We start from the raw sequence: 14,317 nt of genomic DNA on the forward strand, positions 1-14,317 counted from the left end.
CCATGGTAAATACTTCGGCAACTGTTCCCGGCACCCTTTATATTGTCGCCACACCCATTGGAAACTTGCAGGATATCAGTTTTCGCGCCCTGGAAACGCTTAAACAGGTCGATGGGATTTTAGCAGAAGACACCCGGCATTCTGGTCAGCTCTGTCATGCGCTGGGTATTGAAAAGCCTCTGATTTCCCTGCATGAACATAATGAAAGCTCAAAAGCAGAGCAGGTGCTTGCCTGGCTGCAGTCAGGCAAGTCCTATGCTTTGATTAGCGATGCGGGAACACCACTCATTAGCGATCCCGGGTTTGTCCTTGTACGCCTGCTTCGTGAGCAGTCTATACCTGTGGTACCTGTACCTGGCTGCTGTGCATTGATTACGGCCCTTTCTGCCTCTGGGATTCCCTGCGATACTTTCAGCTTTTTAGGATTTTTACCCGCAAAAAGCAAGGCGCGTAAAGACCAGCTGCATGCTATGAAAGCCCGCTCTGAAACTCAGGTTGTTTATGAATCAACCCATCGTATTCTCGATTGTCTCAATGATGTTGCCGAAGTGTATGGGCCTGATTACCGTCTGGTATTGGCCAAGGAGCTTACCAAAACCTATGAGCATTTTGAGCAGGGAACTGCCCAGGCAATTACTGACTGGTTGCAGGCTGAATCCGGGCGCAGCAAAGGCGAGTTCGTTCTATTATTTCCACCGCTTATCCAGGAGGAAGTTACAAACGACCATCAGCTGCTGGAAATTTTACTCGAAGAGTTACCCTTAAAACAGGCGGTAAAAATTGCCTCTCGTTTAAGTAAAACCGCAAAAAATGAACTTTATCAATTGGCATTGCAGTTAAAGCAACCGGATTAGAAAGATGAAAGCAGAAAAGTTTTCTTTGTGTTATGATCAAACAATAACTATTATGTGTTATAAAAACACAAAAACCATCTCTGCTAAGGATCAAAAATGCCGCAAGTTAAAATTGAAGCAGTACAAGCATTTAAAGCCAATTCCTTACCCAAAAACGCCAATCAATTTCACCTGAACTGTCCTGATGAAGTACTTAAAAACTTTAAGACGCTATTAACAGGCTCTTCTATCCTTGGTAGTAAATTTTATAATCCCTATACCAAAAAAACGGAAAGGTTTCCCAAAAAGGCGGAAGAATTAACCGGAAGACATTTGCAAATGCTTGCGCGAAATGAGTCTTCAAATGTAACCGGGGCGATGATTACCAATCTGTATGAGAGAATGTTAAGCGATAACCAGATTGCGCAACTGCGGGCTCTGGTTAAAGCAACAAACACGGCAGGTATTGTAACGGTGCATGCTTACGGGGGCTATTATTCAAAGAATAAAAAATTCCCGATACCCCAGCAGATGATTGTAGTTGATCAGGCAGGATTACAGTGGCAGGCTGATTTTCGCAACACTGGCGGTATGTTGTTTTATCCCAAGGATCCAAATGATAAACACCTGCCCGCAGGCTATGCCGCCTGGCAAAGGGATAGTTTTAAGGCGATATATGGCTCAGACCGGCCAATTAGCCCATCCGGCAATAGTAACGTTGTTCACTGGAATGGCATTGAAGGCGTTCTGGATTTCGATTTGGTCAGCAACGCCATTGCCGCAGAATTTATTCAAGCCTGGTCTGCAGTCGCTGCACAAAGCAATCAATTAAAATTAACCGCCAATGAGACAGGGGTGGCCTTCAAATTTTTAAAAGCAGGAATGGGCTTTTTCGCTTCGGGCCTTTCCACGAATGTTAAACCCGATCTGGAGCATGCTCGATTAAAAGGCATTCTAAAGGCTTTACAAGGAATCGCTGCTCTTCCAGAGGCGGAGCGGCAGGCGGCTATTGGTAAAATCAAACGCTTGGAATTGCCTTTTTCCGGGAGCATACAAGGTAACCTACCCAAACCCTTAGGCTTTGACGATACACTGACGCAGATTGGAGAAATAGTCGGTAAATTAGGCCTTGAGTGGGGAGGAACGCCTTCCGATGATGCTTTTGCCCCAAGACAAAATATAAATAATAAAAATTATGTTGTGGCCTGCACCAATTGCGGTGATCCGCATGCGATGACCGGTAATGAAGGAGGATATTCCAGCGTTGATGCTGCCATGGCATCCAATGCCAGTCTTGATGTATTGAATGCGGCCTATAATCCTCATATGCAATTACGCACTATCCCGCTTTCCGCTCCACCGATAAAAAATGCAGCACCTCATGCAGAGATAACTAGTAGCATTTCTCTGGAAAAAGCACCGGATGAGTCGTCGAATGAAATAATAGAACCCCAGTTAATACCAGAATCTTCTGCACTCAATAAAGCAACTGCCGCTTCTTCACAAACAAGCAGTACATCCAGCAGTTCGCATGGTTTCTTCAACCCGCCACAAACTGGCCGTCATGAATCAGTAATGCCTTTAAGCCCTCATGTAGCTGAGGTTGTAAAAATTTTTATAACTAATGCCGCACCACAGCTAGGTTGGGCCCGTCTGTTAGAATTAGATGGTTCTTTTGTAAAACTGGACGATCACTACATTGAGATTGGCACAAGTAACACCAGCGGTAATAAGGGCTTGGCAACTCCATCCTATGAATTGGATGTGGTTGACAGTGCTCTGGTGCTTTTAGATAAAAAGAATAAAGATTTGGCGGGTCAATGGCAGGAGGTCTCAGGTCAGGATAAAACCGAGGCCGTGTATAAAATTATGACTAAACTCCCCAAGGAATCAGTACATGCATATTTCCTGGTCCATGTTCTTCAGCAACTAAAAGGCATTGCGGATAAAAGTCCCACTCCTTTAGTAAACGCTATGGAAACAATGGATATCTTTGCTGATCCTGGAATGCCCGCGGATGCCAGTATAAGTCTAAACCCTAAATCGCAACAGCCCTTTATTAAAGTAGGTAATGTCAAAATTGAACTGACTGCGAGCGGCAGGGATTTAAAAATGGAATCGGTTGATGGCAAAGCACTAAGTCCAGCAGATAAACATAAAGCCGTTCATGAAATTAGCGATAATTTAATGGTTTTGAAGGAGGCATTTTCAGCTGTAAAATTCTTCGAATCTGAAAACGAATTACCTGCTACAGGACCAGGCTTCGGCTGATATATTGAAATCCGGAGCGGTGCCGACAGCGCTTCGCTCTGGATTGATTCGCCTTGGGCTCGCAAAGATCGAGTGACAAAAACAGCAAAATAATACCAGCCTCGATTTAAATTCTTCCTGAATTCTGCAATAGTATATCTGCGTCGTTCTATTAATAAGGATTTTAATAATGACTATTGCAAAACACCTCGGTTTTTCCAGCCTTTTTTTATCTCTGTCTCTCGCCAATGCTGCGAATCTCGGGCACATGATTGTTAGTGATCCAGTGCTTGGCAGCCGAACGATTGTCTATGAAAAAATCAATGAATTTGCCGTGGCCGAAGGGGATATCCTGCTTGCCAAAACCAGGGAACTGGACAAGGCCGGCGCTGTATTTCGCCCAAAAATTGGCGGTAATCGCTGGCAGCATGGTGTAATCCCTTTCGAAATGTCGGAAGATCTGCCGCTGATGAACAAGTTAGCAGTGCTGCAAGCTATTGCGCACTGGCAGCAGTATACGGCTTTGGAATTTGTCGAGTTAACTTCAAAAAACCGCGCGGAATATAAAGATTATATCTATTTTATACCCGCAGCAGGGACAACCTGTTCTTCCTATGTCGGCAAAATGGGCGGCAGGCAGGAGATTAATCTATCACCGCGCTGCACCACCATGAATACTGTTCATGAAATCGGCCATGCCCTGGGTTTATGGCATGAGCAATCCCGCGCAGATCGTGCCAATTATATCCGCATTGTCTGGGAAAACATTGATGAGGATCATCGTTATAACTTTGATCAGCAATTAACCGACGGTAAAGATTTTGGCGAGTATGATTATCAATCGATTATGCATTACGGCGCCTATGCTTTTTCTAAAAACGGCCAGAGGACAATTATTCCTTTAATGGATGATGTCGAAATTGGACAACGGGTAAGATTAAGCGATAGAGATATTGCTGCGGTCAAAGCAATGTATCCAGAAACCTAATCATAGGCTGGGCTGCAAAGCCCAGCAAACTAAAGCGGAGATTAACTTTCCAATGTAGAAGGGGTACGGTTATTAAAGCCCATCAGGCGATACAACCAGCCAGCTAACAGACCTCCAACGATCGGTGCCACCCAAAACATCCACAGCTGTGTTACTGCCCAATCGCCAACCACTAATGCAGGGCCTGTGCTTCTGGCAGGGTTAACCGAGGTGTTAGTGACAGGGATACTGATCAGATGAATTAATGTCAAAGCTAAACCAATCGCTAATGGTGCAAAATTATTGGGTGCAAGCTCATTAGTCGCCCCGAGGATGATAATCAGAAACATAAAAGTCATCAGCATTTCCATTACCAGACAACTAATCATCGAATAGCCTCCAGGGGAATGATTGTCGTAACCATTCGCTGCAAAACCATTGGCCAGGCTGAATCCGGCTTTTCCACTGGCAATAAAATACAGCAGCCAGGCAGCGATAATTCCAGCGATGACCTGAGTTATGATATAGGGAATTAGATCGCGGCTATTGAATCGGCCTGCAGCAAAAAGGCCAACAGAAACAGCAGGGTTAAAATGACCGCCTGATACATAACCGAAAGCATAAACCATGGTTAGTACTGTTAAGCCAAAAGCGAGCGCTACACCTAAAATTCCAATCCCAACCTCTGGAAACGCAGCCGTCAAAACGGCACTTCCGCAGCCGCCGAAGACTAACCAAAAAGTCCCTAAAAATTCAGCACTTAAACGTTTGTACAAGGTCATAATTATCCTTATTGTTATTTTCTCTATCCATAGATTCAATTACAACAAAAATACTATTTGCATATTGGCTGAAAAAAAGCAAGTATAAACCCTGATTAAGCCAGTGGCCGCTTCAAGGCAGATCTATTTATAAACTGTTTTAGTATCAAGCAAAGCAACACTGCCTGTGATCCTCCATACTCTCCAGATCAAGATCGTCAACTTTTTCCTCCTCTCGGGATAATAGCAATTGTTCTTCATCCCCGTTTTCCGGTTGGGGTAGTGCAGCCTGCTGCTGACGATATCTCACATAGGCATTTACCAGCTCATAGACGGCATAGGCGGCAACCATTACTAAAGCGGCTTGCCAGCAAATTGCAAAGGTTCCAATGATTAAAGCAGGCATTACCGTATTTTTTACCATGGCAAAAATAAAATCATGGCGGGCATTCTCAAATTCCTGGGTCATCTTTCTTACCCGGTCATCCAGGATCAGTTGATCAGCCCAATATTCTTCACCATAGAACATATCAAAAGGATCATCACGGTGTTGCTTAGCCAAGGCAACTGCTTCCTGTAATCTTAAAGATTTTTCGCGATAGTCACCGAAGGCATCAGCTGACAAATACATACCAATGGCAATCGTACACAGGGCATAGGAAGCCAATACCATTCCTGGCGGGGTAAATAACAGCGAAGCTGAAAATCCCATGACCAATAAACTGGCTGCCGTTGCATTAAACAAAAACTTGGAATTGGCCGCTTCCCATTTTAGTTCCAGTTCGCGCAGTTGAGCCCGTACTGATTCATGGCGGTCCAGCAGGCTTTTCTGTTCCACTTTATCATCAGTTTTCTTCAAGCGTTTATCGATATCTTCAAGTTCTTGCCGGTATTGATCTCTTTTGATCTGAAACTCTCTCTGGGCAAGAAAACGACGCCACATAATCATGCCCACGTCAAAGACCAAAAACCCGGCAGTAATCCAGCCGGCAACTGGGGCAGCAATATGGAAAACAGTATTATAGTTAGTCACGCCATTCACAACAGACCACACAATATCGTTTAAAAAATTGCAATGACGCTTATACAATTCATCTAAAAAGCGCTCAGTTCTGCTGCGCAGTTTCTCTTCTTCGCTAGGGAAAAACGTATGCTTGATCAATGCGCCTGAATCGAGGATGAAACGCGCAGCAAAAAAGCCAACGCTCAATGCGCGGAAAATGGAATTAGGTAGCTCCAGATTGTGAATAATTTTTTCGGCATCAATATGATGTCCCACTAACTTGTCTAATTTCTCAAGAACATGAGTATCCCGTGCCAGGCGTAAACCGCTGCTTAAGGTCAAACGATAGAATGTCAACCAAAGACGACACACATTCAAATAGGCAATCTTGTTTCGAGCCAGGGATAAATGGGCAGGCGTCTCAACCAGATCCTGCAGTGCTGCACTGATTTTTTTTCGTAAATGGGTCAGGAATGACTCGTGTGCTTTTCGATTCTCTATATTTTTTTTGTCAATACGGTTTTTAATTTGCTGGCAATATGCTGCAAACTGCTGAGCCTTGGCTTTCTGATCCTGTGCGTTGTAAAATATCTCAAGTGCCCGGCAGCAGAAATAGGCCCATGCCCATAGCTCATCGTTTTCCTGCTGTTTGTTCAGCTTTTTTTCCATGCTGACGAATAAATCGTTAAACTCCTGTTCAATCAACGTTTTGTTGGGAGCAATAAAGCGATAGTCAATGAGGTTTGCTTCATAGTCATCCAGTTTCCTGCCTTCTTTGATGGTAAGCCCCATATACTCTTCCACTGCAGCTGTAGTTCGCAGTTTTTGTTCAAAAAAGTGATTTTTTTGATTCAGGAAGTTTGTATATGCATGGTTACTCATAATTCAATCCATAAAATGCACAGAAAGCCGAGTTTATAACTTATCATGAGACAAGCCAACAAACAAGACTTTCTGTATTTTATTTTTTCAATCTGACAATTGAAAAGCACCACCACTCAAAAACTACTTCTTGTTTTCTGCTTATGACGCTTCAAGGATAGCTGCAACTCCCATTCCACCTGCCGTGCAGATCGAAATCAAGCCGCGTCCGCTGCCCCTTTGGTGCAGCATTTTAGCCAAACTGGCGACGATACGTGCGCCCGTGGCTGCGAAGGGATGGCCCAGGGCAACGCTTCCACCTTTAATGTTCAAGCGTGAGCGATCGATGGCACCCATAGGAGTATTTCTTGACAGGACACGTTGACAGTATTCCGGCGACTCCCAAGCCTTTAAGGTACAGAGGACTTGGCCCGCAAATGCTTCATGAATTTCATATAAATCAAAATCCTGAAGGGTTAACTGATTGCGTTTCAGTAATTCGCTAACGGCAATCGTCGGAGCCATCAGTAATCCTTCACCAGCAACAAAATTGACTGCGGCAACCTGCGCATCTACAAAACGGGCAAGGACAGGCAGATTATACCGTTCAGCCTGCTTTTCACTGAGCATATAAACGGCCGCAGATCCATCTGTCAAAGGGGTGCTGTTGCCAGCAGTTAAGCTGCCTTTACCACTGAGGGTATCAAAAGCCGGTTTCAGTTTGGCAAGATTTTCCAAAGAGGCATTGGCTCGTAAAATTCCGTCTCGTTTAAGGCCCATGAATTCCATTACTAAATCCTCATAAAAGCCCTCGTCATAGGCTTTTGTCCCATTCTGATGGCTCAACAGACTTAGATCATCCTGCGCTTGTCGGCTGATATTCCATTCCTTTACCATTTTTTCGGTATGTTGCCCCATGGACAGACCCGTTCGAGGTTCAATAACCCCGGGATATTGCGGCATAAAATCACTGGGTCTAAGCGCCAAAACCGCTTTCATCTTTGAGTTAAAATCCTTTGCCTGTCGGATTTGCATTAGCTTCAAAGCAAAACTTCTTGGAAACATAACCGGAAAATCGCTATTCGTATCGACACCCCCAGCAATACCATCCTCTATCTGATAATTGGATATTTTTAAAGCAATCTGTAAACTGGTATCCAGACTTGTTCCACAGGCACGCTGTACTGAATATCCAGGTGTTGCCGGGTTTAAACTGGTTCCCAGAACACATTCACGTGATAAATTCCAATTGAAGGAACTATTAATCACAGCGCCTAAAGCTACATCGCCGACAATTTGATTTTCGAGCCGGAATTTCTTCACTAATGCCTCCAGTGAGGCAATCATTAAATCCTGGGTGCTTATCTGGCTATAAGTTCCCATGGACTTAACAAACGGCGTGCGGATACCTCCGGCAATATACACAGGTCGAGTTTTCATGGCACATCCTTTGTCAACAATTCTTTAATATAGTTTAGCCGGGTTGCGCGAGATAATAACAGTCACGGACTTCCTCCTGGATTTCCAGTGCAGGAATCCCTTGTTTAAATTGCTTTGCCAAGTTTAGTGTTGACTCTAAACGCCCGGCGATAATATTGCAGAGATTGTGACCTTCGTTTTGCTGATAAAAACATTCGTTTAAAAATTCAAACAAAGAATCTTCATTCCATTTTTCATCAAGCGAAATGTGTTTTTTGGCTTCACTAATGCATTCAGGCAACAAAACAGGATTAGCTAAAAGCTTTGTTTTGGCCCGTTGCAGGCAAGATTCGAATGATTGCAAGGCTATCCGGCTAAACTCATCTGTTCCTGAAAGTTCAAACAGATCATGAATAATCATGTGGGGAAGCAGGGGACCAACCAGCACATCAAAGGGAAGTGCGTTCTGATGACGATAATGATCGCGGAAATAATCCGGCGTAAAGGGATAGATTAATTTTTCAGTCGATGCAAACTGCGGATCATCCGCTGAAAGACTGTCGGCATGCCGTCCTTTATAACCGAGATGCAGAGCGCAGCCAAAGTCTACGATGCAGGCTCTCTTCTCATTTATACCTCCAACATATCCTGAGTTTTGTAACGAGGAATTGAGTAAATCCCATAAATTAAATACCAAAGCCACTGCGTAAAGAACGCCAATGATTTCTGCTTCTTTCTCATTTAACTGTAAATCTTTTCGTGTTGGCAGTTGCTTGTTGTAAAAAAGGGTATGCGAATTAACACATTCTTTTTTTGCCAGAAACTCCTCAAATCCGGGAATTATTTTAGATATGAGTGTTATTTCCTTATTCTGATCTACGATCAAATAATTTTCCGGGGTAACCAGCAATTCTGAAAATAATGCTCTGGCCATAATGGGGACGAGTACTTCAATAAAGGCACTCTCAAGCTGTAAACTATAAATGTGTTGATGATGGACTGGGCTGGGTTTTCTCAATTCAGAATCGGGTATGTAGCCTCTATAGACCTCGGCAATGGCGAGCGGAGCTGGTTTTTTACCCAAATAATATTGATGCTCATCATCACAGAATAGTATTTTTTCCATTAAACCCAATGTCAAAATTTTCTTATATTGGGAAGGGATACCTTGTTTTACCTGCACTATGGTTCTGCCACAGCTTAGAATGAACATCATGCTTCCTGATTGATCAAAGGCAGAATTAGATTAGCTTGATTAGCTATCAGATTGAAGACTTTTCGAATTATTTGCCAATACAAAAGCTTGAAAAAATTTTGCCTAGTAAATCATCGGAACTGAATTCACCGGTAATTTCACATAATTGCTGATGAGCCTGCCGGAGATCTTCTGCCAGGAGTTCCCCTGCCTTAAGTTCAACTAGTTGATTTAAGCCATTGATTAAAAAAAGATGCGCCTGTTCGAGAGCCTGTAAATGCCTTCTGCGAGCAATAAATTGGCCTTCAGCTGCCTGATAGCCAACTATTGACTTAATTTTGTTTTTCAAAGCTTCAATCCCTTTTCCAGCCTTCGCCGAAATATAGATCGATTCGTCATCAGGCAAAGAAAGTGAAGGGCGAAGATCAATTTTATTATAGACTTTAATGAAAGGAATATTCTCGGGAAGACTGGCCTTAACCTCATTACTGATGCTGCATTCAGGCTGATTATTTGTGATATCCATAATCATCAGCACACAGTCCGCCTGTTTGATAGCTTGCCAGGCACGCTTTATTCCTTCCTGCTCTACAGTGTCTTCACTTTCACGAAGGCCAGCCGTATCGATAAAGTGAACGGGTAAATCATCCAGCAATACTTCCTCACGCATTATATCCCGGGTAGTGCCTGCAATATCAGTGACGATAGCCACTTCACGTCCAGCCAAATGATTAATCAGTGTCGATTTACCGGCATTGGGTTTACCGACGATAACAATTGAAAGCCCTTCTCTTAATAATGCGCCTTGATTAGCATTAGCACGAATTGCCTGAAGTTCAGCAAGAATGGTTTGCAATTGGCCGAGAATCTTCCCATCGCTTAAGAAGTCTACCTCTTCTTCTGGAAAATCAATTGCTGCTTCAACGTACATTCTCAGATGAATTATTTGTTCATTTAAGGCGTGGATTTTTTTTGAAAACTCCCCTTGCAGCGAACGGACAGCCATTCTTGCTGCTGTCAGTGAGCTGGCATGGATAAGATCAGCGATCGCTTCAGCCTGTGTCAAATCAATTTTGTCATTTAGAAATGCGCGTTCGGAAAACTCACCAGGACGGGCTAAGCGTGCACCGCAAGCTAAACATTCGTTGACAAGATAATCCAGCACCACTGGGGAACCGTGTCCCTGAAATTCAATGACATCCTCACCGGTAAAGGAATTTGGGTTTTGAAAATAGAGAATCAAGCCCTGATCGATCACTTCCTGATTTTGATTATAGAAATTGCTGTAGATCGCCTGTCGAGGGATTAACTTGATTTGGCGGCTCAACTGGAGACCAATGGAGTAGGCTAAGCTGCCGGAAACACGAACAATACCTACTCCTCCACGACCGGGAGGAGTAGCAATAGCAACTATTGTTTCACTGTTCATTACTTCGCAGTAACCAGTTTTTTGGTTGAAGGCTTATCGTCACTGTACTTTCGCGTAATATACCATTGCTGCAGAATCGACAGTGTGTTGTTAACTATCCAGTATAGAACCAGGCCTGCGGGGAAACTCCAGAACAAGGCAGTAAACAATACGGGTAAAAACATCATAACTTTAGCCTGAGTCGGATCGGGCGGCGCAGGATTTAACTTCTGCTGAATAAGCATGGTAGCGCCCATAATAATCGGTAAAACATGATAGGGATCAGCCGCAGCCAGGTCTTTAATCCAGAATATAAAAGGAGCCTGACGCAATTCAACACTTTCAAGTAAAACCCAGTATAAGGCAATAAAAACAGGGATCTGCACCAGAATCGGTAAGCAGCCGCCTAATGGATTGACTTGTTCAGCACGATATAACTCCATAGTGGCCTGGCTTAATTTTGCCTTATCATCCCCATAGCGTTCGCGCAGAGCCTGTAATTTGGGTTGCAGCTTACGCATACCCGCCATTGATTTGTAACTGCTTGCTGATAAACGGTAAAAAGCCAGTTTGATTAAAACAGTTACCAGTACAATCGCCCAACCCCAGTTGCCGACAACGGAATGAATTGCTTTCATTATCGAGAACAAAATAGAGGATAGAAACCACAACCAGCCGTAGTCCACTGTCAAATCAAGACCAGGGGCTATACCTTGAAGGACTTCAGTGTTCTCGGGGCCTACATAGAGACCGGCACTTACATTTTGAGACTGACCGGGTTTAACCTGGATTGCCTGGCTGACAGAACCTATACTGTAATCGCCGGAAGAAGCACGAGTGTAGATTGTGTTTTTAGCCTCTTTGGCGGGGATCCATGAGCTAAGAAAATAGTGCTGCTGCATGGCTATCCAGCCGCCATTTGCATCTGCATTCAGATTATTTTTTTCCATGTCTTTGAAGCTGACTTTCTTGTACTTATACTGGCCAGGAACTGAATAGGAAGCGCCGGTATAAGATCCAACATGAAACATGCTGGACTTGTCCTCTTCTGGAGTAGATCGCAGCAGCTGCGTATTCATGTAACCTTGCCAAATGTCGGTTCCCTGGTTATTGATAACATAGGCAACGTTGATTAAATAACTTCCACGGGTAAAAGTGAATATTTTTTTAACTTTTAATCCATCAGCTGTTTCTCCATCAAGAGAGACTTGCAAACTGTCTTCACCCGATTGTAGCTGGTAATCATTGCTGGTACTTGTGAAATTAAAATCAACTGTGTCGATTTGCTTCCCATCATGAACAAACAAAGCACTATTAGCAACATACTGCTGGTCAGCCTGTTCATTCAAAATGGTTATTGGTTTATTTTGCTCGGTAACGCTGACCGGGTAATTTAACAACTGAGCCCGTACAACATCGCCCTGTTTGGGATCAATCAGAATGTTAAACACATCAGTTTTCACATGGATTAATTGTGCAGAACTTTCCTTTGCAGAAGGCTCTGATTTATCGGTGACTAAAGAATCAGATGTGTTGCTGTTTGTTACAGGTAAATTAGGCAGCAGATGCTTGCTGCTGGTGGATGTATTTGCAGCACTCGTAGTTTGCGGCGCTGGATAGTCCATTTGCCAATTGGTCCATAAAACATAAATTATCAGCGCCAGGGCTGCATATAAAACGACTCGTCGGGTATCCATTAAGGTTTCTCTTCTTTCGATAATACAGGGTCAAATCCTCCATCAGCCCAAGGATGGCAACGGAGCAAACGAGCAATGGCGTACCATGTTCCTTTGCAAATGCCAAATTGTTGAATTGCTGATAGGGCGTATTCTGAACAGCTCGGATAAAACCGGCAGCATGGCCGCATAACTGGCCGAATGAATAATTGATACAATCGTATGGGCATTACAGCTAAGCGGCGTAAAATTTGATTAATTTTTCCCATGCTGAACCCAATTTTGTACGTATGGTCTCATTGCTTGAATTAATTACACCAGGGCGTGCCAGGATTACAATATCCACAGCAGGTAAACTGCTGTGCCTGAAACTCTCACGCAGAAGCCGCTTCAGGCGATTTCTTTGACAGGCTTGGGGAACCACTTTTTTTGATAAAGCAAACCCAATCCGTGCACACTGCTCAGGATTTTTGCAATGAAGTATTACAAAATCTGATGTTACAGTTTTATTAGCCTGATTAAACACGCGATTAAACTCTTTTTTATTGGTTAACCGGCGTGCTCTGGTGAATCGATACACTTAAGCAGATAAACGTTTACGTCCTTTTGCACGACGACGTTTTAAAACCAGACGTCCGCCTCGAGTAGACATGCGTTGACGAAAGCCATGATCGCGCTTGCGCTTCAAGTTACTGGGTTGAAAAGTTCTTTTCATAATAAACCGGATCTTTAGGATTTAGAGGTGGGCAATGATAGTGGACTTTAAATGTTCTGTCAAATTTCTGTTTTTGTAGTCGCGGTTACTAATTATAAAAAAATAATATAGTTTATATTTTGTGTTTATTATATAGAGCAGAAAGATCTGTGAATAACTCATAAATAACTATATAAAACATAGAGTTAAGGCGTGTTAAATCTTGTTCATAAGCCTTGATCCAGCAATGAACCGATTGTTGTTATTCTTCATGCCCTTGTATTCAGCGCTATTTTATCCAGGTTTATTCACAGATTTCCTATCACCATATATACAAACTATTATTTATGTCGTAAATTCATCTTAAGTCTGTTAGTTTTCTGGTTTCGATTTCTGTTATGAGTATCAAAATACGAGAAGCTGAGATTAATGATCTCGAAGCAATTACCAAGTTGCTTGATGAACTAGCTGTATTTGAGGATAAATCCCCCCAGGATAATGGGTTGACCAGGGAAAAGCTTCTCAGACATGCCTTTGGCAGCCAACCGTATATTTCATTATTGGTCGCTGAAGAAGATAATATAGTAGCTGGATTGGCCATTTATCATTTTACTTATTCTGTTTCTGCTGGCGCTCCTGCTTTATATCTTGAAGATCTGTTTATTTCTGAAAATCATCGGCACCATCGTATGGGGACACTTCTTTTATCCAGACTTGCGCAGATTGCTCTGCAGAAGGAATGCTGCCGCATGGAATGGCATACTTTTTCATGGAATACTCAGGCCATTAGCTTTTATACCAGTTTGAATTGTACCTTTAGGCCGGATTCTATTCCTGTTCGCATGCAAGGTGAGGCATTAATTGAGTTAAGCAATTTTGAAGAAGGTGCAATACAACGAATAAAATAATATCTGAATAGCTGCTCTCTCCTCTTTGGGATGATTCAATTCACTATGATTTGACATTGTGCAACTGATTCGGCTAGGTGTTTATAAACACGAGATGGCATTTAAATGACTTAAATTTGTGGATAAGCCTGTTTTTTTCATTGCCAGCAGGTATAATTAGCTCCCCAATAATTTTTTTGCCATTCAACGCAAGCTATTCAAAAGCTTTTTCGTTGTGTTTATATTTCAATATTCAATGTTTTCCCCTTTTGGGTTGACTTGCTGATAGCAGGATGGATTCAATGGCAGTTACCTTGATTGATTGCGATTTGTTGCAATGTGATTTGTTATGAGGAGTGTTCT

13 protein-coding genes are annotated in these 14,317 nt (G+C 43.0%); 4 read left to right on the forward strand and 9 right to left on the reverse strand.

The features are described from left to right. Nucleotides 1-2: 2 nt before the first annotated feature. From rsmI to legP, 3 genes are all read left to right on the forward strand, one after another. Nucleotides 3-854 carry a 16S rRNA (cytidine(1402)-2'-O)-methyltransferase gene (gene rsmI / locus DYH42_RS15300; RefSeq protein WP_058524321.1) on the forward strand — a complete coding sequence of 284 codons (852 nt, stop codon included), beginning with the start codon at nucleotides 3-5 and terminating at the stop codon, nucleotides 852-854. Between the two features lie 96 nt (nucleotides 855-950). Next, complete coding sequence (locus DYH42_RS15305; protein ID WP_058524320.1) at nucleotides 951-3,104, forward strand: hypothetical protein; 2,154 nt, start codon at nucleotides 951-953, stop codon at nucleotides 3,102-3,104. 169 nt (nucleotides 3,105-3,273) lie between these two features. Beyond that, on the forward strand, nucleotides 3,274-4,071 hold the full coding sequence (gene legP / locus DYH42_RS15310) for a Dot/Icm T4SS effector Zinc-dependent metalloprotease LegP (RefSeq protein ID WP_058524319.1): 798 nt from the start codon (nucleotides 3,274-3,276) through the stop codon (nucleotides 4,069-4,071). A 41-nt stretch (nucleotides 4,072-4,112) separates the two neighbouring features. Here legP and aqpZ read toward each other — a convergent pair whose 3' ends face one another. The 9 genes from aqpZ to rpmH form a co-directional block, all read right to left on the reverse strand. Continuing rightward, nucleotides 4,113-4,832, reverse strand: coding sequence for an aquaporin Z (aqpZ, locus tag DYH42_RS15315; RefSeq protein WP_058524318.1), 720 nt, complete (start codon nucleotides 4,830-4,832; stop codon nucleotides 4,113-4,115). 145 nt (nucleotides 4,833-4,977) lie between these two features. Then, on the reverse strand, nucleotides 4,978-6,696 hold the full coding sequence (locus tag DYH42_RS15320) for a hypothetical protein (protein ID WP_058524317.1): 1,719 nt from the start codon (nucleotides 6,694-6,696) through the stop codon (nucleotides 4,978-4,980). A 141-nt stretch (nucleotides 6,697-6,837) separates the two neighbouring features. Continuing rightward, complete coding sequence (locus DYH42_RS15325) at nucleotides 6,838-8,115, reverse strand: acetyl-CoA C-acetyltransferase (protein WP_058524316.1); 1,278 nt, start codon at nucleotides 8,113-8,115, stop codon at nucleotides 6,838-6,840. Nucleotides 8,116-8,149: 34 nt separating this feature from the next. After that, entirely contained in the window at nucleotides 8,150-9,310 is a 1,161-nt protein-coding gene (locus tag DYH42_RS15330) for a hypothetical protein (protein ID WP_131793025.1), read from the reverse strand. Nucleotides 9,311-9,377: 67 nt separating this feature from the next. Next, the gene (mnmE, locus tag DYH42_RS15335) at nucleotides 9,378-10,718 is read right to left on the reverse strand and encodes a tRNA uridine-5-carboxymethylaminomethyl(34) synthesis GTPase MnmE (protein ID WP_058524314.1); all 1,341 of its coding nucleotides are present in this window, start codon (nucleotides 10,716-10,718) and stop codon (nucleotides 9,378-9,380) included. Then, entirely contained in the window at nucleotides 10,718-12,394 is a 1,677-nt protein-coding gene (gene yidC, locus DYH42_RS15340) for a membrane protein insertase YidC (RefSeq protein WP_058524313.1), read from the reverse strand. Before yidC ends, mnmE begins: the two co-directional genes overlap by 1 nt. Then, nucleotides 12,394-12,642 (reverse strand): membrane protein insertion efficiency factor YidD, encoded by a 249-nt coding sequence (gene yidD / locus DYH42_RS15345; protein ID WP_083503166.1) that lies wholly within the window; start codon nucleotides 12,640-12,642, stop codon nucleotides 12,394-12,396. The genes yidC and yidD overlap by 1 nt, the downstream gene beginning before the upstream one ends. Continuing rightward, nucleotides 12,609-12,953 (reverse strand): ribonuclease P protein component, encoded by a 345-nt coding sequence (gene rnpA / locus DYH42_RS15350; RefSeq protein ID WP_058524312.1) that lies wholly within the window; start codon nucleotides 12,951-12,953, stop codon nucleotides 12,609-12,611. Before rnpA ends, yidD begins: the two co-directional genes overlap by 34 nt. Continuing rightward, complete coding sequence (rpmH, locus tag DYH42_RS15355) at nucleotides 12,954-13,088, reverse strand: 50S ribosomal protein L34 (RefSeq protein WP_028372496.1); 135 nt, start codon at nucleotides 13,086-13,088, stop codon at nucleotides 12,954-12,956. Nucleotides 13,089-13,465: 377 nt separating this feature from the next. Here rpmH and DYH42_RS15360 point away from each other — a divergent pair, with 377 nt between their 5' ends. Then, on the forward strand, nucleotides 13,466-13,975 hold the full coding sequence (locus tag DYH42_RS15360; RefSeq protein ID WP_058524311.1) for a GNAT family N-acetyltransferase: 510 nt from the start codon (nucleotides 13,466-13,468) through the stop codon (nucleotides 13,973-13,975). Nucleotides 13,976-14,317 lie beyond the last annotated feature (342 nt).

Origin of the sequence: Legionella birminghamensis, from assembly GCF_900452515.1 — a bacterium.
GTDB lineage: Bacteria > Pseudomonadota > Gammaproteobacteria > Legionellales > Legionellaceae > Legionella_C > Legionella_C birminghamensis.